The following is a 22,905-nucleotide window of genomic DNA, read 5'->3' as shown; positions in this document are numbered from 1 at the left end:
CTTTAAAGAACAGACTGAAAGTAGGGATAAAGATGTCTTTCGTGGAAAAAATGGACGATATATTTAAAGAAAAATGGAAGTTTAAAAATGAAATGCCGATTCAGAAAAAAATGATTCCTGAAATACTTGCTGGCAAAGATATCGTTGCCCAATCTCCAACAGGCACTGGAAAAACGCTTGCCTACACGATACCTCTTTTACATTTAGTGGATGGCAGCAAACAACAAACTCAAGGTTTGATTGTCGCGCCTTCACAAGAGTTGGCGATTCAAATCACTGATGTCATTCGGGAATGGATTGTCGGGACAAACATTACTGTCGCACCTTTAATCGGCGGGGCGAATACTAAACGTCAAATTGACCGATTAAAAAAGAAACCGACAATTGTAGTCGGCACACCGGGAAGGCTTGCTGAGCTGATTAAATCAAAAAGGCTAAAAATATTTGAAGTTCAGCATATCGTTCTGGATGAAGGCGATTTACTATTATCACGTGAACATCGCGTCATCATTAAAAACATGATTAATGGCGCAAACCCCGACCGTCAAGTGGTTGTTGTATCCGCTACGATTACAGATGAAATCGAACGGGTTGCAAGCGAGTTTATGAACGAACCCCTTCGTATCCATCTTGAAGCGGAACATATGCCGAAAACGGGCACAATTACGCATTCATACATTAAAACATCCTTGCGCGATAAGACGGATATTCTGCGAGGCCTTTCACACGTGAAAGGCATGCAAGCTCTTGCTTTCGTAAATCACATTGACCAAGCCCGAGTGAAGGATATGAAGTTAAATTACAATAAAGCGCCAATTGTCGTTCTTCATTCCAATATGCGTTCAAATGATCGTCAAACCGCGCTTGAAAGTTTTCGGAAAGGCGACGCTTCCATTTTAATCGCTACGGACCTTGCTGCGCGCGGATTGGATATTGAAGGACTAACACATGTTATTCACGTCGACACGCCGCATACGGTTGAGCAGTACGTGCACCGTTCAGGAAGAACTGGACGCGCGGGCGCGGACGGGGAAGTGCTTTCATTATTAACCCCTGCCGAAGAGCGAGACTACCGCAAATTAACAAGAGGAATTCGCCCAGTAGAAAAGATCTGGCGCAATGGAAGACTGCAGGAAATCTCTTCAATTCCTAGAAGACCAGCAAATAGAAGGAAATAAAAAAAGTTGTCGATGAAATCCTCTGTGCAGGATTTATCGACAACTTTTTATACTTGCTTAGGAAATTATGAAACTCAGGGATTTCACGTCTAGCTCCAGGCGCCAGCCCCTCGGGTCATAAGCAATCCAGCTAGGAAGAATTGAACTGCATTCTTCTTAGGCAAAGGACGCCACGTCGCTGGATTGCTTATGCCTGTCGGGGCTAGACGGGCGCCTTGCGCTTTTGTTCGTAATTAAATTTCTGTCAAAATAATCGGTTTATCTTTTGTCACAATAATCGTGTGTTCGATTTGTGCAACAAGTGAGTTGTCAGGCGTTACAAATGTCCAACCATCACCTAACTCAATGATGTTTTCCGCTTTTTCCGAGATAAAAGGTTCAACAGCTAAAACCATTCCTTCTTTTAACAATGTTTTATCCCAAGGATCGTAATAATTGAGAATATGTTGAGGTTCTTCGTGCAATGATTTTCCGATACCGTGGCCTGTTAAATTACGAATAACCGATAAGTCGTTTCGTTTTGCTTCACTTTCGACAGCTTTTCCGATGCCGCTTAAACTAGAACCCGCTTTTACGCGCAACATTGCACGGTCGAAAGCTTCTTTTGCTACATCGCATAACTTTTGTTTTCTTTCATCAGGTGTTCCCACGACAAATGAAATGCCTGTATCTGCAAAGTATCCATCCGCCGATCCTGAAACGTCTATGTTTACAATATCTCCATCTTTAATAACACGAGATCCTGGAATGCCGTGCGCGACTTCATTATCGACACTAATGCAAGTATATCCAGGAAAATCATATTCAGCGATCGGAGCGGAAACAGCACCTTTTTCTTTAAAGAGACGTCCGCCGATTTCGTCTAATTCTTTCGTCGTCATACCGGGAACAGTCGCTTCTTTCATCGTGTCTCTAATTTCAGCAACGATTCGACCGATTTTTTTCAAGCCTGTAAAATCCTGTTCTGTTTTAGCAATCATGTATTGTACAATCCTTTCTTGCCTACGTTTATTTCCATCCTACACTATAGCACAAAAAACGATAGAAAAAAGCCTGCACACATTAACAATGTATGCAGGAAGTATGGGTAAGACGACTAATCATTTTTTAACAGTTTGACACCATGAAAAACATTCCATACAATGACGGCTAAAAATAAAGCAGAATAAATTAGCGTGAAAATAAACGGCGCGAAACTCCAAAAATCAAAGCCTCCGCTTAGAATGCTAGTCATTCTGTTCTCAAAAGAAAACATAGAAAGAGAAAAGATGATAATACCCGCGATTAAAAGGATAACAGGAATCAGATGCGAGATGAACGCTCGTCTTGCATGATTTTTCACTTCTTGTTCATCCGTAACCAAATAGATGACAAACGGCAGCAATAAAGGAAAAAAGAATATGCTAAAATAGCATAAGGAACTTAGTAGTTTTTGATTTGTCATCCGAACCCCTCCTTGACCGTATAAGGTCAGCTTGCTATAAAATAGGTTCTATTATACAATAGATAAGGAAAACTTAATAAGTTAAACCACAAGGGGAGCCTTTTCGGCTGAGATAAAACAATTCGTTTTGACCCTTCGAACCTGTAAGATTATTCTTGCGTAGGGATGTGGATGGAAACAGACCTTATTGGAAGAAGTCCCTGTTACTTCTCTCATGATAAAGATGTCCCGTTCTATCCGGGATGTCTTTTTTAATTTCAATCCGGCGTCCCTGCGACAACATAGTAGGGAGAAGATTATTTTGGACAGAGGTAGACTACAATTATTATTGGAAATCTCTATTTTAGGTGCGCTATCATTCGTATTTGATAAGTTGACGGTCTTTGAAATGCCACAAGGCGGATCCATTACGCTTTCTATGCTGCCGATAATTGTAATGGCATTTAGATGGGGCCTGGCTGGCGGAATGTTAACTGGATTTATAAGCGGATTATTGCAATTAATCACAGGCGGTAAAGTGTTTCATTGGGCACAAGCGCTTCTTGATTATACATTGGCATACACGTTAGTCGGGGTAGCCGCAATAACAGGTATTTGGTTAGTAAGAAACATCGTGAAAAAGAACAAGGGCGGTATGGCTGCAGCTATCATTACGGGAACAATCATCGGCGGGATTCTTCGCTATCTGATTCATTTTATTGGCGGAATTGTCTTTTTTGGGGAGTATGCACCTGAAGGCCAACCTGTTTGGCTTTATTCACTCGTATACAACGGAAGCTATATGATTCCATCCATGATCTTATGTGCAATTGTAGCGGTACTGTTATTTACGACAGCACCAAGATTATTAAAACGCACATAAAAAATAACCTTTCTTCCAAATCGGAGGAAAGGTTATTTTTATTCTTCTGATGGTTTTAGTAAATAAAAGCTGGCGCCAATAACAACTGTCAGGAAAAGGGCTGCCGTAGAAACAAAAAGCTCATCAAATCCATTTTTCACCGCAATGCCGATAAATACCCACATGAATACCGCGTTAAAGGCAAGATCACGGTAATGATACATAAAGTGAAGCGCAATTGCGGTTGAAACTGTCAAATAGATAACGGCCCATAGTGAATTGCTAAGCCCCCATCCACTCCATTCATGGAAGGTAAGCAAGTAATTGGTCAGTTCGATTAAAGAGATGAAACTACAGCCAAATAACAATGAAATCGGAACTCTATCCCAAAAACGATTCACTCTTTTGGGGTACGTAAAATAAAGGGCTGCAGTCAACAGAAGCAAAGTCAGCATAACTACAAATTCCAAGTTGAAGAATTCATAATGCCAAGAATAAATCATAATACTATTCAATAATGAGATGAAAGTGAATAAAATGGTTCTAATGTTTAAGACTGACTTACTATAATTGTCTTGGGTACGCCAAAAGTTATAAATCCAACCACCGAGCAGTATATAGATGAATACCCAAATAGCTAAGACATAGCTAGCGGGTGTAAAAAGAATGGGTAATCGATTCATGATTTCTGCTGCCGTTAAATCATTAAAAGGAATGAAAATTGAAGTGGCATAGACAGTAATCGTGAAAAAAAGTGATAGCACCATAATAATTATTCGCGACATGTTAAAATCCTCCTAATAAATCAGTATACAGTTGAAAGCATCCCCCTGCGAATAAAATTATGAAACTTCTGTCACAAAAAAGGATTCTTTTCGATTCTCGAAATTACATGGTATAATAGAAAAGCATATTTAGAAAATTGAAAATGTCCAGGGAGGAACGAGAATGAATAAAGTGAAGTATTCTGAAGTATGGGATTTAGATGTATTTTTTGAAGGCGGAAGCGATTCCGAAGAATTGAGAACACATCTTAATGGTCTCGATGAGCTACTTAATTCAATGGAAAAAGAAGCGGTTGAATTTAACGTTCCCGCATCAGTAGAAGCTGCCAATGATATTGTTAACCTAATTGAATCGATTAAAAATGTCGCATTGAACTTATCACAAGCAGGTGCAGTCATCGGGTGTTTTCTTGCTGCAGATACGACAGACAAAAAAGCACTTTTATTGCAAGGTGAAACGAGCACGCTTGGTGCACGGTTCTCGACTGCCATGTTGAAAATACAACAAACACTTTCAAAATCGGACGACGCGGTTTGGAATGGCCTTATGGAATCAGATGAGCTAAAAGAATTTGCATTCATATTAACAGAGTGGCGCGATGAGGTCGCGTTAAAGCTTTCAGAAGAGGAAGAAAGTCTTGTCACAGCGCTCAGCGTTGACGGGTATCACGGATGGGGAAAGTTGTATGATCAACTCGTTGGCGATATTAAGATTACAATCGAAGTTGACGGAGAAGAAAAAGAATTATCTGTTGGCCAGGCAGCTAACTTAAGTTCTAACTCGGATGCGGATGTTCGGAAACGTTCATTTGAAGCGTTGGAAGAAGCTTGGGAAGCAAAAGAAGATTTCTTCGCGGCAACATTAAATCATTTGGCCGGTTTTAGATTAGCCGTCTATAAAAAGCGCGGATGGGATTCAGTTCTCAAAGAACCATTACTCACAAATCGCATGAGCGAAGAAACGCTTGATGCAATGTGGGGGGCAATCGGTGCCAATAAAGCGCCTTTTGTCGACTATTTAAATGTGAAGGCAAAAATGCTTGGAACTGATAAGATGAATTGGTATGACATTGACGCGCCTGTCACAGAATCGACGATGGAATTATCTTACCAAGAAGGTGCAGAATTTATCTTGAAGCATTTCGGCGAATTCGGATCGGAATTGGAGTCATTTTCACGTAAAGCTTTTGAAGATAGTTGGATTGAAGCGGAAGATCGTCCAAACAAACGACCTGGCGGATTCTGTACAGGAATGCCGATGTCTGAGCAATCTCGTATTTTCATGACATACAGCGGCTCCATGTCGAACGTTGCGACACTTGCGCATGAACTAGGGCACGCATTCCACTCGTACGCGCTGCGCCCAGTACACTGGATGAACCGCCGCTATGCGATGGGGGTAGCTGAAACGGCTTCTACATTCGCAGAAATGATTGTTGCAGACGCAGCTGTAAAAGCGGCTGAAACGAAAGATGAAAAAATAGCATTGCTGGAAGATAAAATTCAACGAAGCGTAGCGTTTTTCATGAATATTCATTCGCGGTTCTTATTTGAAACACGCTTTTATAAAGAACGTGAAAAAGGAATTGTTTCGGCAACGAGACTAAATGAGCTTATGGAAGAAGCCCAAAGAGAAGCTTACGGAGATGCACTCGATACAGTTCACCCGCATTTCTGGGCGTCAAAACTTCATTTTTATATTACAAGCGTTCCATTTTACAACTTCCCATATACGTTCGGATACTTGTTCTCCTTGAGCATTTATGCCAAAGCTTTAGAAGATGGCGCTAGTTTTGAGGGAAAATATATCGCGTTGCTTCGCGACACAGCTGTCATGAGCGTCGAGGACCTTGCGATGAAACATCTAGGCGAAGACATTACAAAACAGGAATTCTGGGCAAAGGGCGTTGCACTATGCGTGAAAGACGTTGAGGACTTTCTTGAACTCACTACAAAAGAAGGTTGATAAAAAATGATTCTTCTCGAAGGTAAAAGTTGTTACTTGCGGATTTTAACTGAAGAGGATGCACCGAACTTCACGAAATTATTAAGTGCCAATAAAAAGTATTGGTCAATATTTGAACCGAGGCAAGAACCAGGTTTTTACACTGTCGCGATACAAAGAGATAAAATTAAAGAATCGCTTTTTCAAATGAGAGATCGAAGAGAGTATAACTTCGGCATATTCAAATCAAATACGAATCAATTGATTGGCCATATCTCGTTATACAGTATTAAAAGGCTTCCATTTTCTAGTGGATTCATCGGTTATTCAATCGATGAAAGGCATACTGGGAAGGGAATCGGCTCGGAGGCGGTTGGTCTTGTAACGGCATTCGCATTTGACCGGGTCGCGTTACATCGTGTCGAAGCTTATGTTTCACCGCGAAATAAAGGATCGATTATCGTACTCGAAAGATCCGGCTATCGTCTTGAAGGATTATTGCGACAAATCCTTTATATCAATGGCGTTTGGGAGGATCATTATATGTATGCAATGATCGAGGACGACTTTTGAAAGGGTAAGACCGCTTTGCGGAAACTAAAAGCAAAATTAAAAAGCCGATTCCTGTAAAAAGGAATCGGCTTTTGCGTAGTTATTTGTAAATTGCCCGGGAAATATGTCGAATTCCTAGTTATGTTTATATCCGTCAACAATGGTATCTAATTGACCAGTTGTCGGGTTGATTACTAATCCGTGAATAGGAACCTTTGGATCCATTAATGGATGATTGCGAACTTGTTTCACACTAGCTTTGACACTCTCAGTTACATCGTCGAATCCATGCAGCCAATCTTCCATGTCGATTCCCGAATATTGAAGGGTTTCGAAAAGGCTTTTGTCGATTCCGCGTTCAACCATATCACCAATGATATGATCTGTATCAATCGAGTTCATACCGCAGTCATGATGTCCGATGATAAATACTTCATCGGCTTGAAGTTCATATACCGCAATAAGAATGCTGCGCATGATTCCGCCAAATGGATGCGTGACAACAGCGCCAGCACTTTTGATTAGTTTGGCATCGCCATTTTTCAAGTTCATTGATTTAAGCAGAAGCTCGGTAAGGCGCGTATCCATGCATGTTAAAATAACGATTCTCTTATCGGGGAATTTCGTTGTAGAATACTGTTCGTATTGTTTTTCATTCACAAACTGTTTATTATGTTCTAGTATTTCGCCGAGAAGTGTCATAGAAAAGCTCCTATCTGTTTGGATTTCAGCCTCGGGCGGGTGCCTTCGGTTTCATTCTATCCATTGTATCGAAAAAATGGGTAAAAGAAAAGAGCTGCCTAGGCAGCTCTTAGTAATCTTAGTAATTCGTATCTGGTTTAGGATCTATTTTAGTCGCTTCAGAAGAATCAAATGCTTTAACTAGAAAATGCATGATGAATCCTGCTGATAGACCAAGCATTACCATGTATCCAATAACTGTTAAGTACATTAAGCCCATTTCATTGACCCCTCTCATAATCATAATTCGTAATCTCTCTAGCTGTATTATACCTTATTTAGATGAATATTTTAAGGGGTTTATGAACAATCATAATCAATTGTGACAGAACTTTGAACAAGTGATTATTAAAACGCCCAGTTGCCTTTGCGGAATACAGCCTCTGTAGTCCCATCTTCATTTACGCCGTCAATATCCATATCCTCGGATCCTACCATAAAATCGACATGGGTAATACTTTGATTCAATCCGTGTTTCTCAAGATCTTCACGTGGCATTGTTTTTCCGCCTTCTAGACAAAACGCATAAGCACTGCCTAGCGCGAAGTGGTTAGATGCATTTTCATCAAACAATGTATTGTAAAAAAGCACGTTTGATTGTGAAATAGGGGAGGCATGTGGAACCAATGCCACCTCGCCAAGACGTTTCGCGCCTTCATCAGTATCGATTAAGCGCTCTAAGACTTCTTGACCTTGTTCAGCTGAAATGTCAGTCACACGGCCATCTTCGAAAGTGATTTTGAAGTTATCGATAATATTTCCGCCGTAGCTCAATGGTTTTGTGCTTGATACGTAACCATTAACACCATCTTTATGCGGCACTGTGAATACTTCTTCTGTCGGCATATTCGCCATAAACGCATGGCCTTTTTCGTTTAGACTGCCTGCTCCGCACCATAAATGTCCTTCGGGAAGATCAACGATTAAATCTGTTCCCGGTGCACGGTAATGCAGTTTCTTATAGCGTTTTTCATTCAAATAATCGACTTTTTCATGCAGAGTTTTATCATGATCGAGCCAAGATTGAACAGGGCTTTCCGTATCAGCTCTTACAGCTTTGAAAATTGCCTCCCAAAGAGCGGGAACTTGTTCCTCGGCAGATAACTCAGGGAAAACTTTTGCCGCCCACGCTTTTGATGGCGTAGCAATAACTGTCCAACTAAATTTATCGGCCTGCATATCTTGACGGAAATTATCGAGTGCGATTCCAGATGACTTTTGTGCCTCGCTAATCCGGGAAGGATCAATACCTTGTAATAAATCGGGACTTTGAGACATGATGCTCATAAATGCGGCACCTTTTGCACCCAGTTGTTCACGCTCCATAACTTTCCACTCAGGGAACTCAGAGAATGAATCAGCGGGCGCTTTTTCAAACCGCAGACGTGAAATTACATCATCAGAAAAATCGACGATGACTTGGCGTGCCCCCGCATCATAGGCTTTTTCAGTGACTAAGCGAACAAACTCAACTGCATCAGTTGAAGCGCTAATAAATAGATATTGGTCCGGTTGAATATTGACGCCTACCTTAACGGCTAATTCAGCGTAATTGGAAAGCTGTTGTTCAAATAGTGACATCTACATTACTCCTTTCGGTATAGCTTTAATAGTACCAACTTCTAACCCGAAGGTACACATTATTTCGTAAATTGGGTCATAGAGTATTTAGAAAGTTCTTTCTCGGAAACAAAAAAAGAAGCTTTCCTATCCGATTGGATAGAAAGCTTCTCCTTTAATTTCGTAAAGATCCCAGTTCCGCAGCGATTGCTTCAATTTCATTCGAACTGATATGATTACGCTTCATGACCATATTGTACATATAGAGCAAGTCGTCGTATTTATCAGTGTTGAAGTGTTCTGCTTTCATCGCATCAACGTTAACCATGCGAAGTTTTTCTTTAATTTGCTCAACCATATACATTACGTTTTCATCTGTTGGTTTTGTTAAATCCATGATTAGTAGCCGCCTTTCATTAACTGTTACTTATCATTTCATTATATCTCAAACCTGTCAAATGGAAAGTGAAAGTATAGTTAAGACTTCTTCGACTCCGCTTGTTCTTCCTTAATTTTTGCTTGAACTCTTTTGGTCTCATAAATGATGACACCGGATAGACCAAGAAGTCCAATTAAGTTCGGAATCGCCATAAGGCCGTTTAATACATCTGCTAGCGCCCAAATGACATCGAGGGATGCCGTTGCGCCCACAAAGATAAAGAGCACGAAAGCCAGTCTGTAAAAACGCACCGCTAAAACGTTCGGGAATAAATATTGGAAACATTTTTCCCCGTAATAGCCCCAACCAAAAATAGTAGATGTGGCAAAGAATATTAGACCGATAGATACTACAAGTGGACCAGCACCGCCAAGGAATTCGCCAAAAGCAGCTGCAGTTAAAGCACCTGCTTCGATAGATGTATCTTTCCACTGTCCCGACATGACAATTGTAACGCCCGTAATCGAACAAATGACAAGTGTGTCAAATAGAACTTGCGTCATTGAAACAAGGGCTTGTCTACCAGGCATATCTGTTCTTGCAGCGGCGGCTGCGATCGGCGCAGATCCGAGACCCGCTTCGTTGGAGAACAAACCACGTGCAACTCCAAAACGAATTGCGGCTCCGATTGAACCACCGACAGCTGCTTCACCTGTAAATGCAAATTTGAAAATCATTGCGAATGCTTCCGGCACGAGATGGATGTTCATAATCATGACGATTGCGCCAGCGATAATATAAAAGAGTGCCATAATCGGAACGAAGAATGATGTAACACGTCCAATTACTTTAATTCCTCCAAGGATAACGGACCCTGCTAGTAACACTAGCGCAAGACCAGTAGCCCAGTGGGGAAATGAGAAAGTTTGGGACATAACATCTGCAACAGCCTTGGCTTGCGTACCGTTTCCGATACCAAAAGCCGCAAGTGCGCCGAATATTGCAAAGAGGACGCCAAGCCATTTCTGCTTCAGCCCATGTTCAAGGTAATACATCGGGCCGCCTGCCATTTGACCATTGGCATCTTTAACACGGTATTTAACTGCAAGTATGGCTTCTCCGTATTTAGTAGCCATTCCGAAAAATCCAGCCATCCACATCCAGAAGATTGCCCCAGGTCCTCCGAGTACGACAGCTGTGGCGACACCTACAATGTTACCAACACCAACAGTAGCTGCCATTGCAGTCATAAGTGCTTGGAAATGCGAAATGTCTCCTTCTGATTTCTTATCTTGGTTTTTGGAAAATACTAATTTTAAAGCGTACGGTAATAATCTTAATTGAATAATTCCGAGTCTCGCTGTTAAATAGATTCCCGTTCCCACAAGCAGGATAAGTAAAGGCGGACCCCAAATGATGCCGCCGATATAATCCAGAAACTCTTTAAAATTCCCCATTTCATTCCCTCCAATTTGTCTATAAAAGTAATTCAGGTTGTCCAATTTTCAAAGTTAATTAAGTATGATCAGCTCCCTTGAAATCTATAGTATTATGCTTATTCACAATCTTCCGAAATAATGAGTTAATAGTCAAGCTTTATTTTTATTATTTATCAAGTCATGTTTTTTTCTATATTATTAGGGGTATAATGCAGTATGCAAAATCTTTATAAGTGGAGGGTGTTTAATGAGCGGAAATAAATTAGGAAAGTACATCTTTTTTGGTGCATTGGCTGGGGGATTAATCAGTTTATGCGACAGAGCGACACGTGAAGATGTCGTGAATAAATCCCGAAGTTTCATGTCTGATGTTCGTTATTATTCGAAAAACCCCGACGTCGTCAAATTAAAGCTCCAGGAAAAGTCGGAGAAATATCAATCAATTTATGAACAAGTTGCAAATGATGCAACATATTTCAAAGGAAAAATGGACGAATTAAAAGAGCTTAGCCCTCAAGTAAAGGAATTAGTTGTTGACACAAAAGATGCATTTACTGAAGCGAAGGATGATTATAAAGCTATGGTAAGCGAAGATTCTACCAGCGATTCAACGGGAAAGTAAGGGATGAAGAAAGGAGTGAAGAAACGATGAGAGAAAAAAAATCAAATACTCCTAAATCTAAATCAGAATCCGAACTATCTTCAGCAATCAAACAAGAGGTTGTAGAAAAGAAAAAACACAAGAAAAGTAATTCTAGTTTTCGGAACTTGGCCATCGTAAAATTCATGGATGATGTCAAAGAGGGAGATTTGGATAAATTTGATGTAACAACAATTAGTGGATTTTTAAAAGAATTAATCACACGAATAAGGAAAGTCGATGTTACGGGCCTTGGTTCACAACTCGCTTTCTTTTTCTTGTTATCTCTTTTTCCTCTACTAATCTTTCTTTTTACACTTTTGCCTTATTTAAATTTAGACCAATCAGAAATTTTCTTGTTTATAAGAGACTATGCTCCAGCAAGTGTAGCGTCGCTAATTGAAGATACTGTCGGTGAAATCTTAAATAATCGTAATACCGGTTTACTTTCAATTGGTGCGCTAGCGACAGTGTGGTCTGCATCAAAAGGAATGAATGCACTTACGAAAGCATTAAATCGTTCTTATTTTACAGAAGAAACACGGAACTTTTTTGTCGCGCGCGGCATGTCGGTCGTATTCACGCTTATGCTCATATCGGTACTCATTATGGCGCTAGTATTGCCGGTATTCGGCAAACAGATTGGGATCTTCGCATTTTCATACATGGGATTAGAAGCTGGTTTTCTTTCCTTGTGGAATAGTTTGAGATGGATTATTCCGCCATTTTTGATATTCGGTGTTTTCACAATCCTATACTGGCTTGTGCCGAATTTGAAGTTGCATATTAAAAGTGTCTTTTCCGGGGCTGCTTTTGCGACATTAGGTTGGATACTTACTTCAGTTGGATTCTCTTATTATGTAGGTAGTTTCGGTAGCTACTCGAGCACATACGGGAGTATCGGGGCAATCATTGTATTGATGATGTGGCTATATTTCTCAGCCATTATTCTGATGCTAGGCGGTCAGATCAATGCAGTCATGAGCGAGCGCCGACAAGCGCTTGCAGCAAAAAAGAAAAGCAAAGCGGTCATTTGACCGCTTTGCTTTTTAGTTCACCTTATTCAGCATCCGTAATCCATTTAATATGACAAGAATTGTACTTCCTTCATGTCCAATCACGCCGAGGGGAAGATCAACGACTTGCATGAAGTTAGAAACGATTAACACTGCGATAACCGCAATTGAAAAGAATACATTTTGTTTAACGATACGTTGCATTTTTCGAGATAATTTAATGGCGTAAGAAATTTTTGTTAGATCATTTTGCATGAGAACAATATCCGCCGTTTCTAGTGCGACGTCGGTGCCATCACCCATCGCTATGCCTGAAGTGGCTGTAGCAAGCGCGGGTGCATCGTTTATCCCGTCCCCGACCATTGCAACGGCCTTGTATTCTTGAATCAGCTCTTTTAATTTTTCAACTTTCATTTCCGGCAAACATTCGGCGACGTAACGGTCTATTTGGACTTCACTCTGTATCGCAGCCGCTGTTTTTTCATTATCGCCGGTTAGCATGATTGTTCGTATACCAGCTTTTTTCAATTCATTAATTGCTTGAATGGCTTCTTTTCGCAAAGTGTCTTTTAAAGCAATTGCAGCGACAATACCTTGATCATCTTTTAAGAAAACGACAGTCTTGCCGCCTTCAGATAAATTCATAGCGATTCCGTCGTTAAAGTCCTCTGCCAGCCTCTTGCCGACAAATCGCGGGTTGCCAACAAGGAATTCTTTACCTTGATAGATTGCCCGAAGACCATGCCCGGGCAAATCCTCAGTTTGTATGCCTTGTAAAGGGGTCAACTTCTTCTCATCAGCAAAGTTTGTAATTGCGACTGCAAGTGGATGATTGGATTGTGATTCGATACCAGCAATAAGTGCTAGCGTTTCATCAATATCTTCACCTTCACGTACAATGAAATCAGTAACAACGGGTAAACCTGTCGTTAACGTTCCTGTTTTATCGAAAGCAATCGCATTCACCGAACTAAGAAGCTCGAGATGGATCCCCCCTTTAAATAAAACCCCTCGCTTCGCTCCATTTGAAACAGCAGCAAGTGTAGCCGGCATGATGGATGCAACAAGCGCACAAGGCGACGCGACGACAAGCAGAACAATGGCACGATAAATGGTTGTCGTCCAATCCCAGCCGAAAACAAAATGGGGAAGAAACATCATGACGAAAACAGCGACAAGGACAATTTTTACATAAGTCCCTTCAAATCTTTCGATAAATAGTTGAGAAGGAGATTTTTCGCTTTGTGCACTTTGAACAAGCGTGATTATTTTCTGGAAAAGCGTTTCAGAACTTGGTTTAGTCATTTCCATTTGAATCGCGCCGCTCAAGTTAACTGTACCCGCAAATAAATCGTCCCGGATTCCTTTCGTGACGGGCATCGATTCACCATTAATTGCGGACATGTCAACAGATGTCGTTCCACTTGTTATTCTACCGTCAACAGGGATTCGCTCGCCGGGTTTTACAAGTAACAATGCACCTACGGCAAGGGAATCGGTTGATACTTTTACAGTCGTTCCATCCTCATTCAAGAGCCAAGCTTCCTCAGGTTGAAGCTCCATTAGCGAAGAAATTTCTTTGTGACTTTTATTGAGTGTATAGGTTTCCAGCGCGCCGCTTAGTGCGAATATGAATATGAGTATTGCACCTTCTGTCCAATATCCAATAAGAGCGGATCCAATTGCCGCAAACACCATTAACATTTCTACATTTAACTCTCTGTCTTTAACCGTTTCCTCGATGCCTTCCTTCGCTTTTGCATAGCCGCCTATTAAAAATGCGGCGATATATAAGGAGACTGAAAGCGTTTCGGCACCATTTTTACCAATTAGCCACGCTGTAACTATCAGAATCCCGGATAAAATTGCGGCTACAAGTTCAATATGCTCGAACCAATTGATTTTTCGTTGATTTTCAACAGGGACATCCACGATAACCCCTCCCTTTAAAATAATTAGTATCAGATGATAATCATTCTAATTATAACATATGATTTTAGGAAGGGTAACGAGTTTGCTTATAATTTATTTCATATGATAAAATCATTAATTCGCGTTGAATTAGTTCTTTAGAATCAAATTCTTAATAGAGTAGTATGAACATTGTAAATACAGAATTAATGTGTTAAGATATATTTAATCAACTGAAAGGGAGGGCGTAGTGTTTGTGTAGACGAACTCAAATTCCAAGTTGAAGGAGGGGATTCGTAAACGTCCAATGGCGTTAAACTTTCCCAACGGACAATACGATTTATGAAAGCTGATAGTGATGAATCATTTAAAACATAAAAGGCTTAGTCATCTGAAAGTAAGAGATGGACTAAGCCTTTTTCTATTTGATTTCGTAAGTTTTATGAATCTCGATTGATTCTACTACCGATTGTGCCATTGAACAGTTTTTCATTGTCAAATCCATAACCCTCGGCATTTTTTCTTCATTGATTTTCGAACCTTCTATAAAGAAATGCAGATGAATTTTCTCGACTTTATTTGCCTCGTCTGGATTTCTTACAACATCCTTTACCTCAATACGAATATCTGTTGCTGGCATCCGCATTCTCTCAAGCACTTTTCGCATTACGCCACCGCTGCATACTGCAATTGAAGACACCAAGAGTTGGTAAGGTCTAAATCCGAATTCTTCATTTGAAGAGATGTCGAGTGATCCAAAAGATGTTTCTGTTTGAAAACCATTTTCCGTCATTGTGAATTTCATATGTAATCCCTCCCCAATATGTTAGAATTATACACGATTTCATATTTCATTGGAACGGGTTGACTATATGAGTGCTTTTACAAAAATAGAACAAAAACGATTTCGAATCCTGGTTTTAATAGTAGCTATTTCAGGATTTTCACAAGGAATGCTCCTTCCGTTAATTTCAGTTATCTTTGAAAATGATAGCGTTTCGAGCGCGTTAAACGGATTAAACGCGACCGGTTTATATATTGGAACGCTTCTCGTGTCACCATTCATGGAAGCGCCCCTCAGAAGATTCGGCTTTAAACCAATTATTGTTGTAGGCGGCATGTTGGTATTCATCTCTTTATTAATATTTCCATTATGGAAAAGCATGGTGTTTTGGTTCATCTTGCGATTAATTATTGGAATCGGTGATCATGCGCTTCATTTTTCGACGCAAACTTGGGTGACAAGCTTTTCACCGAAATATCGTTTAGGACGTAACATTGCCGTGTACGGTTTGTCGTTCGGAGTAGGTTTTGCGGCGGGCCCTTTATTTGTCCCGCTTGTGAACGTGTTTGAAGGGCTGCCGTTTATCGTTTCCGGAATACTGTGCATGCTCGCATGGTCGCTCGTTTTTTTACTGAAAAATGATTTTCCAGATGTCATTAAAGGAACGTCTGCTGAATCTGGATTTTTTAGGCGATTCAAGACAACATCAGCCTTTGCATGGTTAGCGTTTCTTGGACCATTCGGTTATGGTTTTCTCGAATCATCCTTGAATGCCATATATCCTGTCTATGCACTTCGGAGCGGCATAAGTGTAGCTTCTGTTTCCATTATATTAGCGACATTTTCAGCAGGAGGAATCGTCTCGCAAATTCCGCTTGGCATGCTTTCCGACCGAATTGGAAGACGTCCCGTAATTCTCATTGCACTTGGCGGGGGAGCTACAGCATTTTTTACAGCAAGCTTGTTTGAAGCCTCAACTTTACTCGTCATAGGAACATTTTTCATAGCTGGATTATTTGTAGGATCGATCTATTCACTTGGGATTTCTTATATGTCAGATCTAACGCCTGCTGAATTATTGCCAACCGGAAACCTTCTATGCGGCATCTTTTTTAGTTTCGGAAGTTTGACGGGTCCATTCTTGGGCGGTTTATTTTTGGAATTCGAAGCTTCATTCAGCTTTTTATTACTCATATCTCTCTTTTTAGGTACGCTATTTCTACTATCAGCAATGAATAAACCACAAAAGCGCCTTGTTTAAAGGCGCGTAGAGGTTGATTAATAAACAGATTCAATACCCTCATATTCCATTACAAGATCATCGAGGGATTTAAACAGATAGCCTTCTTTTTTTGCATCCTGTATAAAAGAAAGGAGCGCTTCTGCATTATCCGAAGACACTGTATGCATTAAAATAACCGCGCCGGGGTGCAGTTGTTTCATCAATTCACCATAAGCATAATCTTTTCCTCTTGGCTTATCTTTATGCCAGTCGACGAATGCAATTGACCAAAAAATGTGGCGGTATCCAAGTTCATTGCCAAAACTTAGAAGTTTTTCACTGAAAGTGCCCTTCGGCGGCCTTACATAAACGGTTCGTTCGATCCCGGTTAATTCTTTAAGCTTTTTGTCGAATCGACTCCACTCATCTTCCATTCCTTTTTCCGATAAATTCGCCATATTTGGATGGTCATATGAGTGATTCCCTATAGTGTGACCGTCTTTAACCATGCGTTTAAGTATTGGTGTCGCGCTCGTTAAATAATGACCCGTCAGAAAAAAAGTTGCAGGAACATTTTCTGCTTTTAACGTATCTAAAATCGGTTCGGTGTAACCCGCTTCATATCCATTATCAAATGTTAAATAAACTACCTTTTCATCAGGTTTCCCTTTATAAATAGCGCCGTATTTATCCAAAACTTCATTGAAAGCAGCACCCGCATCTGGCGGTACGCCGTTTGTCGCTTTTTTAAATCCCCAATGAAATTCTTCAGCGGCTGCTGAATACGGATTGAAAACGATTCCCGCTGAAATGATTATGACAGCTAGCAGAAAACCGCGCAAGTGAAATTTATTCATAATAAAAAGCACCCTCCTTTTAAGTTAGGATGCGTGTTAGGCCCGTAATTATACGTGTTTAGTAACTAGATTTTCCAAAGCTGATTCCAGTGTGGGGAATGAAAAATCGAAGTTGTTTTCAAGTAATTTTTCAGGCGTTACATGCTGACCTGTTAATACCAATGCGCTTTTTTTGCCAAGCGCTAATTTCAATGCAAACGAAGGTGCGGGAATCCAATGAGGTCTTCGAAGGACAGTGCCAATTGTATGTCCGAATTCCTTCATTCGCGTTGGAGAAGGTGCCGTTACATTTACAGCTCCACTGATATGCTCGTTTTCAACAGAGAAAAGGATCGCTCGAGCAACGTCATTTATATGCACCCACGAGACCCATTGTTTACCTGTTCCAACTGTGCCGCCCGCAAATAACTTATAGGGAAGCGCCATAAGCGGGAAAGCGCCGCCGTCCTGACTAAGCACGACGCCAAATCTCGTGCAGACAACACGCAGCCCATCATTTCCAATGCTTAACGCTTTTTGTTCCCAGTCATAAACCGTCTTTCCAAGAAAATCATTTGCAACATCATGCGATTGTTCAGTATAGCGCTTATCATCAGAAGCGGGATAAATTCCAATTGCACTCGCATTTATCAAGACGGACGGCTTTCTAGGAAGTGCTCGAATGATTCGTAAGAGTTCATCAGTAGCAGTCATGCGGCTATCATAAATCCGTCGTTGATGATCTTCTGACCAACGTCCCTCATTTATGGACACGCCGGCAAGGTTAATAAAAGCATCCGCATCGCCAATCGCATCTTCTGGTGTAAGACCATCATGAAGCCATTTTACATAAGAAACATTTTGAACATCTATCATGTTCTTCCTAGTGAGGATAACAATTTGATGATTCGCTTCAAGTAAAACTTCAGTTACTTTTTTACCAATCAATCCAGAGCCGCCAGCAAGTACAATTTTCATTATTTTCGCCCCCATCTACTAAATATAATTTGTAAAGCTGAATCAATCAGGCAGAACATGTATACTAAAGGAAAGTACAGGAGGGATTAAAGTGCCTGTTATTACAAAGATAACACAACAAAAGAGAGATAAGGAACGCTATAATATATTTCTAGATGAAAAGTATGCGTTTAGCGTTCATGAATCCGTTTTGGTTAAATTTGAATTGACAAAAGGTATGTCGTTGGAAGATTGGTCTGTCGATGAAATGGTTTATGAAGACGAAATTCGTAAAGCGTTTAATCGTGCGCTTCATTACCTAGGATTCAGAATGCGCAGTGAGTTTGAAGTGAAACAAAAGCTATTGGAAGTCGGGTACGGCGAAGCGATTATATTAGAAGCGATTGTGAAATTAAGAAACTTGGGTTTTCTGAACGACGAAACGTTTTCAGAGGCATTATTGGAAACACAGAAAAGGTCTTCAAGTCGCGGTCCGCGGGCAATTCAGCAAGAACTTCAAAAGAAAGGAATCGCAAAAGAACTCCAAGAACAAGTATTGGATTCCTACTCTGAAGAAGAGCAAGTTGAAATCGCCAAGAACCTGGCAGAAAAAGAAGCTTCAAAAAAACGTTCCCAATCACCATCGCAAACCAAACAGCGGATTCATAATGTTTTATTACGCAAAGGGTATTCATATGAAATTATTAAGCAGGCTGTAGAAAATATAGATTTATCCATAGATGAAGATGAGTGGGCTGGCGTGATTGAGTCGATTGGCGAGAAAGCGTGGCGTCGATACAGTTCGAGATTTAGTGGAAGAGACCGCAATAATCGGGTAAAACAATCCATGTATCAAAAAGGAATTCCATTTGACCGAATCGATCAGTTTATTGAAATGAAGGAGAATGAAGATGACAACTGAGAAAAAATACAGCGCAATGACAGAACATGAATTACGCGGCGAAATAGCAAATTTACGCGAAAAAGCGCGTAAAGCAGAACAGCTCGGTATTCTAAACGAGTTTGCGGTATATCAACGGAAAATGTTAATGGCCGAAGCTTATTTAGTCGACCCCGCTACAATTGAAATCGGAGAAATTTATCGCATCGAAGGCGATGAAGGCATGTTTTTTCAAGTTGATTACTTAAAAGGACGCTTTGCCTGGGGACACAGACTAGGCGGCAATCTGGCGAAAGAAGCATTGCCTATCTCGATGTTGAAACCGGTGAAAACAGGGAAATAGAATAGACGAAAAGCTATGTACATGATGCATGTCATAGCTTTTCATTTGGTCTAGCTCCAGGCGCCAGCCCCTCGGGTCATAAGCAATCCCACTGGGAAGAATTGAACTGCATTCTTCTTCGGCATAGACCGCCACGTCGCGGGATTGCTTATGCCTGTCGGAGCTAAACGGGCGTCTTGCGCTTTTGTTCTTTCAAGAATGAGGTATAAAGTTTAACTTTTTATTGAGCTTTTCCTCAGAGAAAATCCAACCTGTATACGAATTGATCACGTTCATTTCCGAATCAACATGAGCGACTGCGACAAAGGGATAATAATCTTTATTCCGATAGCGTAAATCGATCAAGCGAATCTCGCATAAGTCGCCAATTTTCGTTATTTCCCATCTGTAAATTGGCGAAAATGCGGTGAATGCTTTTACATTATTATCCTCTAAAGCAGCTTTTACTTCTGGAAAATCTGGCAAAGGATCTTTCGTAAATCGATCGTAAATCGTAATAGAACGTCCATAAGCACGCCCAACATAATGACATTTAGGAGAAGAAGCGGCAACTCTCCATTGAAAAAAACGAATTGTCGGCGCAATAATAATCTCGTCCGCATCGGGAATAGTATGTGCGACAGCATTTTTTACCGCGTATTTCAACACAAACCGAAGCAAATAATAGATGAAAACTATTCCATACATAATCGATATCGGATAGATCGGTTCGACACCGAAAAGCCATACCGTAATGGCTAAAACATGTAATATAAAAATTATAGGGTCGAATGTACTGATTACACCAATTGCGACCCATTTTTTTGAGAAGGGCCGCAAAGCTTGAGTTCCATACGAATTGAATATATCAACAAATACATGGAAGAACACAGCTAAAAGTGACCAAGCCCATACATGGATAAAATTGGCCCCCGGAAAAAGTAACGTTAAGACGATTGTTAATAGAAGCGGCCAAAGTAATACTGCGGGAATCGAATGCGTGATTCCGCGGTGATGGCGAATGTATACAGCGTTGTTTCTAAGTTTTAAAACGGTGTCCACGTCTGGAATGAGCGAACCAACGATAATACCAGAAAATACTGCGCTAGTCGTCACTGCATCCGCTGAAACGACTGGATCAGATAAGGCAAGCCCGCAAATTGCAACGCCCATGACAACATGAGTTCCAGTATCCAAAAAAATCAGCTCCTTTTGTCGGAAGACACAAACTTTTCTCCCTAACATGGAATCGGAATTGTGCATAGGGATGTCCTTAATTCTTGTATACCCTTTTCTGTTTAATCATAACATACGCTTTATGGAGGAAAACATGCGAATAATAGAAGAAAAAGATAAATTTTGCAACGCGCTAATTTCGTGGTATAACGATGAAAAAAGAGATTTACCTTGGCGACAGACATCCAATCCCTATTATATTTGGGTATCAGAAGTGATGCTGCAACAAACCAGGGTCGACACAGTAATTCCATACTATAATCGTTTTATCACCAAGTATCCCACGATGGAAACCTTGGCGACTGCAGATGAAGATGAATTGCTTAAAATGTGGGAAGGATTAGGCTATTATTCACGCGCTCGAAACCTGCAAGCCGGCGTTCGTGAAGTTGTTGAAAAGTACGATAGTAAAGTTCCTGAAAATCGAAAAGAAATTTCAACATTAAAAGGCGTAGGACCATACACTGCCGGCGCTGTACTCAGTATCGCTTTCGGTATTCCAGAACATGCTGTAGACGGTAATGTAATGCGTGTCCTTTCCAGACTTCTTCTTATAGAAGAAGATATTACAATTCCAAGAACGAAACGAATATTTGAAGACGTAATTATGGAATTAATTGACCATCAAGATCCATCCTCATTTAATCAAGGGTTAATGGAACTTGGCGCAACCATCTGTACACCGAGACCGAAATGTCTTCTTTGTCCCGTTAGAGAGTTTTGTTCTGCCTTTGATGAAGGACGACAAGATGAGTTGCCGGTTCGAACGAGAAAGAAAAAGAGTAAAGTCATTCCCGTAGCTTCATTTGCAATCCAAAATAAAAACGGAGATTGGTTACTTAGAAAGCGCCCGGAAACTGGACTTCTTGCAAATCTTTGGGAATTTCCAATCGTCGAATTAAAAAGCGATCATACACCAATGGAAATATTCACAAAAGAAACTGGCTTACATATTAAATCACTCAACGAAATCATAGCCTTTAAGCATATTTTCACTCATATAACATGGGAAATGAAAAGCTTTCGTGCACGAGTAGACGAAGAGGAAACAGTTCCGGATGGCTATCAATTTTTCACCGAAGAGGAAGTCGAATCTTTGCCCAAACCTGTTCCGATTATAAAAATATGGGAATCACTTAAAAATGGAGGAATTTTAAAATGACTGAAGATAAAGTAGCTATGGTAACTGGGAGTTCCAGAGGATTAGGGAAAGCTTTGGCGATCGAACTTGCGAAAAACGGGTACGACATTGTCGTTAACTATGCTCGCAGCAAGTCAGCTGCTGAAGAAACTGTAAAAGAAATCGAAGCACTTGGCAGAAAAGCAATTATGCTCCGTGCAAATGTGGGGGACGTAAAAAAACTTCGTGCAATGTTTGAGCAAGTTAAAGAAGAATTTGGACGGCTGGATGTGTTTGTTTCAAACGCAGCATCAGGCGTTTTGCGACCGATTATGGAGCTTGAAGAATCACACTGGGATTGGACGATGAACATTAACGCGAAAGCGATGTTATTCGGCGCGCAAGAAGCAGCTAAACTCATGGATAACGGCGGTAAAATTATTGGTGTTAGTTCGCTCGGTTCAATCCGCTATCTTGAAAATTACACAACGATCGGCGTATCGAAAGCAGCAATCGAATCGTTAACGCGTTATCTAGCGGTCGAATTCGCGCCAAAAGGAATTAGTGTGAACTCCGTATCCGGTGGCGCGCTCGACACGGATGCGTTAAAACATTTTCCGAATCGTGAAGAACTACTTGATGATGCCCGAAAAAATACACCAGCAGGACGCATGGTAGAAATCGAAGACATGGTGAAAACAGCGATGTTCCTAATATCGGATGACTCCAACATGATATGCGGTCAAACGATTATTGTGGACGGCGGTCGATCAATCGTCATGTAAATAAAAATTCGACGAATAAAAAATAATTTCCTGCACATGTTAAGGAGCACGGAGGTGAATATCCATGACTAAAAACCAAAACCCGAATCAAACTAACGCGAACCAAGTTAGGCAACAAAACCAGCAATCATTACAAGGACAATCTCAAAATCCGATGGGTGAGGAATTTGGATCCGAAACTGATTTAAATCAGGTTAGGAAACAAAACCAGCAGTCTGAAGCAAAAAAGCAACAACAGTCTTCAGGCATGCGTGCTAATCGATTCGAAAACGGTTCTAAGTAAGTGGATGGACATCACCTGCCGGCAGAAG

The 22,905-nt window shown here is 40.7% G+C and carries 25 protein-coding genes and 1 riboswitch; of the genes, 12 read left to right on the top strand and 13 right to left on the bottom strand.

Features of this window, described 5'->3' with window-relative positions:
- The first annotated feature begins 32 nt into the window (after window positions 1-32).
- Window positions 33-1,178, top strand: coding sequence for a DEAD/DEAH box helicase (locus JSQ81_RS08420; RefSeq protein ID WP_212607181.1), 1,146 nt, complete (start codon window positions 33-35; stop codon window positions 1,176-1,178).
- Window positions 1,179-1,411: 233 nt separating this feature from the next.
- Here JSQ81_RS08420 and map read toward each other — a convergent pair whose 3' ends face one another.
- Window positions 1,412-2,158: a type I methionyl aminopeptidase gene (gene map, locus JSQ81_RS08415; protein ID WP_212607180.1), complete on the bottom strand. Its 747-nt coding sequence runs from the start codon at window positions 2,156-2,158 to the stop codon at window positions 1,412-1,414.
- 116 nt (window positions 2,159-2,274) lie between these two features.
- On the bottom strand, window positions 2,275-2,622 hold the full coding sequence (locus tag JSQ81_RS08410; RefSeq protein WP_212607179.1) for a magnetosome magnetite crystal formation protein family: 348 nt from the start codon (window positions 2,620-2,622) through the stop codon (window positions 2,275-2,277).
- Window positions 2,623-2,703: 81 nt separating this feature from the next.
- Window positions 2,704-2,805, top strand: a riboswitch (TPP riboswitch).
- A gap of 118 nt (window positions 2,806-2,923) precedes the next feature.
- Here JSQ81_RS08410 and thiT point away from each other — a divergent pair.
- Window positions 2,924-3,484 carry an energy-coupled thiamine transporter ThiT gene (thiT, locus tag JSQ81_RS08405; protein WP_249336678.1) on the top strand — a complete coding sequence of 187 codons (561 nt, stop codon included), beginning with the start codon at window positions 2,924-2,926 and terminating at the stop codon, window positions 3,482-3,484.
- Window positions 3,485-3,522: 38 nt separating this feature from the next.
- Here thiT and JSQ81_RS08400 read toward each other — a convergent pair whose 3' ends face one another.
- The gene (locus JSQ81_RS08400; protein WP_212607178.1) at window positions 3,523-4,248 is read right to left on the bottom strand and encodes a tryptophan-rich sensory protein; all 726 of its coding nucleotides are present in this window, start codon (window positions 4,246-4,248) and stop codon (window positions 3,523-3,525) included.
- A gap of 163 nt (window positions 4,249-4,411) precedes the next feature.
- On the opposite strand from JSQ81_RS08400, the gene JSQ81_RS08395 reads away from it, so the two are divergent.
- Window positions 4,412-6,214, top strand: coding sequence for a M3 family oligoendopeptidase (locus JSQ81_RS08395; RefSeq protein WP_212607177.1), 1,803 nt, complete (start codon window positions 4,412-4,414; stop codon window positions 6,212-6,214).
- 6 nt (window positions 6,215-6,220) lie between these two features.
- Entirely contained in the window at window positions 6,221-6,766 is a 546-nt protein-coding gene (locus tag JSQ81_RS08390) for a GNAT family N-acetyltransferase (protein ID WP_212607176.1), read from the top strand.
- Between the two features lie 114 nt (window positions 6,767-6,880).
- Here JSQ81_RS08390 and JSQ81_RS08385 read toward each other — a convergent pair whose 3' ends face one another.
- The 5 genes from JSQ81_RS08385 to JSQ81_RS08365 all read right to left on the bottom strand — a co-directional run bounded on the left by JSQ81_RS08385 (window position 6,881) and on the right by JSQ81_RS08365 (window position 10,882).
- A complete protein-coding gene (locus JSQ81_RS08385; protein WP_212607175.1) occupies window positions 6,881-7,447 on the bottom strand; it encodes a beta-class carbonic anhydrase in 567 nt (188 codons plus the stop codon).
- Window positions 7,448-7,565: 118 nt separating this feature from the next.
- Window positions 7,566-7,706: a hypothetical protein gene (locus JSQ81_RS08380; RefSeq protein ID WP_172373408.1), complete on the bottom strand. Its 141-nt coding sequence runs from the start codon at window positions 7,704-7,706 to the stop codon at window positions 7,566-7,568.
- A 128-nt stretch (window positions 7,707-7,834) separates the two neighbouring features.
- A complete protein-coding gene (locus JSQ81_RS08375) occupies window positions 7,835-9,067 on the bottom strand; it encodes an aminopeptidase (protein ID WP_212607174.1) in 1,233 nt (410 codons plus the stop codon).
- A gap of 154 nt (window positions 9,068-9,221) precedes the next feature.
- Window positions 9,222-9,443 carry a DUF1128 domain-containing protein gene (locus tag JSQ81_RS08370; RefSeq protein ID WP_212607173.1) on the bottom strand — a complete coding sequence of 74 codons (222 nt, stop codon included), beginning with the start codon at window positions 9,441-9,443 and terminating at the stop codon, window positions 9,222-9,224.
- An 80-nt stretch (window positions 9,444-9,523) separates the two neighbouring features.
- Window positions 9,524-10,882 carry an alanine/glycine:cation symporter family protein gene (locus tag JSQ81_RS08365; RefSeq protein WP_212607172.1) on the bottom strand — a complete coding sequence of 453 codons (1,359 nt, stop codon included), beginning with the start codon at window positions 10,880-10,882 and terminating at the stop codon, window positions 9,524-9,526.
- Between the two features lie 229 nt (window positions 10,883-11,111).
- Between JSQ81_RS08365 and JSQ81_RS08360 the strand changes: the two genes are divergently transcribed.
- Window positions 11,112-11,486: a YtxH domain-containing protein gene (locus JSQ81_RS08360; RefSeq protein WP_212607171.1), complete on the top strand. Its 375-nt coding sequence runs from the start codon at window positions 11,112-11,114 to the stop codon at window positions 11,484-11,486.
- 164 nt (window positions 11,487-11,650) lie between these two features.
- Complete coding sequence (locus JSQ81_RS08355; RefSeq protein ID WP_212607601.1) at window positions 11,651-12,541, top strand: YihY/virulence factor BrkB family protein; 891 nt, start codon at window positions 11,651-11,653, stop codon at window positions 12,539-12,541.
- A 12-nt stretch (window positions 12,542-12,553) separates the two neighbouring features.
- Here the strand turns inward: JSQ81_RS08355 and JSQ81_RS08350 are convergent, their stop codons facing one another.
- The gene (locus tag JSQ81_RS08350) at window positions 12,554-14,452 is read right to left on the bottom strand and encodes a heavy metal translocating P-type ATPase (RefSeq protein ID WP_249336677.1); all 1,899 of its coding nucleotides are present in this window, start codon (window positions 14,450-14,452) and stop codon (window positions 12,554-12,556) included.
- A gap of 400 nt (window positions 14,453-14,852) precedes the next feature.
- On the bottom strand, window positions 14,853-15,236 hold the full coding sequence (locus JSQ81_RS08345; protein WP_212607170.1) for an OsmC family protein: 384 nt from the start codon (window positions 15,234-15,236) through the stop codon (window positions 14,853-14,855).
- 67 nt (window positions 15,237-15,303) lie between these two features.
- On the opposite strand from JSQ81_RS08345, the gene JSQ81_RS08340 reads away from it, so the two are divergent.
- Window positions 15,304-16,476: an MFS transporter gene (locus JSQ81_RS08340; RefSeq protein ID WP_212607169.1), complete on the top strand. Its 1,173-nt coding sequence runs from the start codon at window positions 15,304-15,306 to the stop codon at window positions 16,474-16,476.
- 17 nt (window positions 16,477-16,493) lie between these two features.
- Here the strand turns inward: JSQ81_RS08340 and JSQ81_RS08335 are convergent, their stop codons facing one another.
- Both JSQ81_RS08335 and JSQ81_RS08330 read right to left on the bottom strand, forming a co-directional pair.
- On the bottom strand, window positions 16,494-17,294 hold the full coding sequence (locus tag JSQ81_RS08335) for a polysaccharide deacetylase family protein (protein WP_212607168.1): 801 nt from the start codon (window positions 17,292-17,294) through the stop codon (window positions 16,494-16,496).
- Between the two features lie 48 nt (window positions 17,295-17,342).
- A complete protein-coding gene (locus JSQ81_RS08330; RefSeq protein WP_212607167.1) occupies window positions 17,343-18,251 on the bottom strand; it encodes a TIGR01777 family oxidoreductase in 909 nt (302 codons plus the stop codon).
- A 91-nt stretch (window positions 18,252-18,342) separates the two neighbouring features.
- On the opposite strand from JSQ81_RS08330, the gene recX reads away from it, so the two are divergent.
- Both recX and JSQ81_RS08320 read left to right on the top strand, forming a co-directional pair.
- Entirely contained in the window at window positions 18,343-19,152 is an 810-nt protein-coding gene (gene recX, locus JSQ81_RS08325; protein ID WP_212607166.1) for a recombination regulator RecX, read from the top strand.
- A complete protein-coding gene (locus JSQ81_RS08320; protein WP_212607165.1) occupies window positions 19,142-19,474 on the top strand; it encodes a YfhH family protein in 333 nt (110 codons plus the stop codon). Before recX ends, JSQ81_RS08320 begins: the two co-directional genes overlap by 11 nt.
- 192 nt (window positions 19,475-19,666) lie before the next feature.
- On the opposite strand, the gene JSQ81_RS08315 is transcribed toward JSQ81_RS08320, so the two are convergent.
- The gene (locus JSQ81_RS08315; RefSeq protein WP_212607164.1) at window positions 19,667-20,650 is read right to left on the bottom strand and encodes a metal-dependent hydrolase; all 984 of its coding nucleotides are present in this window, start codon (window positions 20,648-20,650) and stop codon (window positions 19,667-19,669) included.
- A gap of 133 nt (window positions 20,651-20,783) precedes the next feature.
- On the opposite strand from JSQ81_RS08315, the gene mutY reads away from it, so the two are divergent.
- The 3 genes from mutY (at window position 20,784) to JSQ81_RS08300 (ending at window position 22,877) form a co-directional block, all read left to right on the top strand.
- Window positions 20,784-21,851 carry an A/G-specific adenine glycosylase gene (gene mutY / locus JSQ81_RS08310; protein WP_212607163.1) on the top strand — a complete coding sequence of 356 codons (1,068 nt, stop codon included), beginning with the start codon at window positions 20,784-20,786 and terminating at the stop codon, window positions 21,849-21,851.
- The gene (gene fabL, locus JSQ81_RS08305) at window positions 21,848-22,594 is read left to right on the top strand and encodes an enoyl-[acyl-carrier-protein] reductase FabL (RefSeq protein WP_212607162.1); all 747 of its coding nucleotides are present in this window, start codon (window positions 21,848-21,850) and stop codon (window positions 22,592-22,594) included. Before mutY ends, fabL begins: the two co-directional genes overlap by 4 nt.
- Before the next feature lie 64 nt (window positions 22,595-22,658).
- Entirely contained in the window at window positions 22,659-22,877 is a 219-nt protein-coding gene (locus tag JSQ81_RS08300) for a gamma-type small acid-soluble spore protein (protein WP_212607161.1), read from the top strand.
- Window positions 22,878-22,905: the final 28 nt, after the last annotated feature.

It is taken from the genome of Sporosarcina sp. Marseille-Q4063, from assembly GCF_018309085.1.
Taxonomy (GTDB): Bacteria; Bacillota; Bacilli; order Bacillales_A; family Planococcaceae; genus Sporosarcina.
The sequence above is the reverse complement of the archived record's forward strand: the minus strand, read 5'-3'. Positions and strand labels throughout refer to the sequence as shown.

Bases quoted from the DNA above. Each gene is read 5' to 3' on its own strand.
- JSQ81_RS08340 (WP_212607169.1), top strand. From the start codon at position 15,304: ATGAGTGCTTTTACAAAAATAGAACAAAAACGATTTCGAATCCTGGTT.
- map (WP_212607180.1), bottom strand. From the start codon at position 2,158: ATGATTGCTAAAACAGAACAGGATTTTACAGGCTTGAAAAAAATCGGT.
- JSQ81_RS08365 (WP_212607172.1), bottom strand. From the start codon at position 10,882: ATGGGGAATTTTAAAGAGTTTCTGGATTATATCGGCGGCATCATTTGG.
- JSQ81_RS08370 (WP_212607173.1), bottom strand. From the start codon at position 9,443: ATGGATTTAACAAAACCAACAGATGAAAACGTAATGTATATGGTTGAG.
- JSQ81_RS08380 (WP_172373408.1), bottom strand. From the start codon at position 7,706: ATGGGCTTAATGTACTTAACAGTTATTGGATACATGGTAATGCTTGGT.
- JSQ81_RS08375 (WP_212607174.1), bottom strand. From the start codon at position 9,067: ATGTCACTATTTGAACAACAGCTTTCCAATTACGCTGAATTAGCCGTT.
- JSQ81_RS08420 (WP_212607181.1), top strand. From the start codon at position 33: ATGTCTTTCGTGGAAAAAATGGACGATATATTTAAAGAAAAATGGAAG.
- JSQ81_RS08320 (WP_212607165.1), top strand. From the start codon at position 19,142: ATGACAACTGAGAAAAAATACAGCGCAATGACAGAACATGAATTACGC.
- JSQ81_RS08400 (WP_212607178.1), bottom strand. From the start codon at position 4,248: ATGTCGCGAATAATTATTATGGTGCTATCACTTTTTTTCACGATTACT.
- JSQ81_RS08395 (WP_212607177.1), top strand. From the start codon at position 4,412: ATGAATAAAGTGAAGTATTCTGAAGTATGGGATTTAGATGTATTTTTT.
- JSQ81_RS08330 (WP_212607167.1), bottom strand. From the start codon at position 18,251: ATGAAAATTGTACTTGCTGGCGGCTCTGGATTGATTGGTAAAAAAGTA.
- JSQ81_RS08360 (WP_212607171.1), top strand. From the start codon at position 11,112: ATGAGCGGAAATAAATTAGGAAAGTACATCTTTTTTGGTGCATTGGCT.
- JSQ81_RS08335 (WP_212607168.1), bottom strand. From the start codon at position 17,294: ATGAATAAATTTCACTTGCGCGGTTTTCTGCTAGCTGTCATAATCATT.
- JSQ81_RS08385 (WP_212607175.1), bottom strand. From the start codon at position 7,447: ATGACACTTCTCGGCGAAATACTAGAACATAATAAACAGTTTGTGAAT.
- JSQ81_RS08355 (WP_212607601.1), top strand. From the start codon at position 11,651: ATGGATGATGTCAAAGAGGGAGATTTGGATAAATTTGATGTAACAACA.
- JSQ81_RS08390 (WP_212607176.1), top strand. From the start codon at position 6,221: ATGATTCTTCTCGAAGGTAAAAGTTGTTACTTGCGGATTTTAACTGAA.
- JSQ81_RS08300 (WP_212607161.1), top strand. From the start codon at position 22,659: ATGACTAAAAACCAAAACCCGAATCAAACTAACGCGAACCAAGTTAGG.
- mutY (WP_212607163.1), top strand. From the start codon at position 20,784: ATGCGAATAATAGAAGAAAAAGATAAATTTTGCAACGCGCTAATTTCG.
- fabL (WP_212607162.1), top strand. From the start codon at position 21,848: ATGACTGAAGATAAAGTAGCTATGGTAACTGGGAGTTCCAGAGGATTA.
- JSQ81_RS08410 (WP_212607179.1), bottom strand. From the start codon at position 2,622: ATGACAAATCAAAAACTACTAAGTTCCTTATGCTATTTTAGCATATTC.
- JSQ81_RS08345 (WP_212607170.1), bottom strand. From the start codon at position 15,236: ATGAAATTCACAATGACGGAAAATGGTTTTCAAACAGAAACATCTTTT.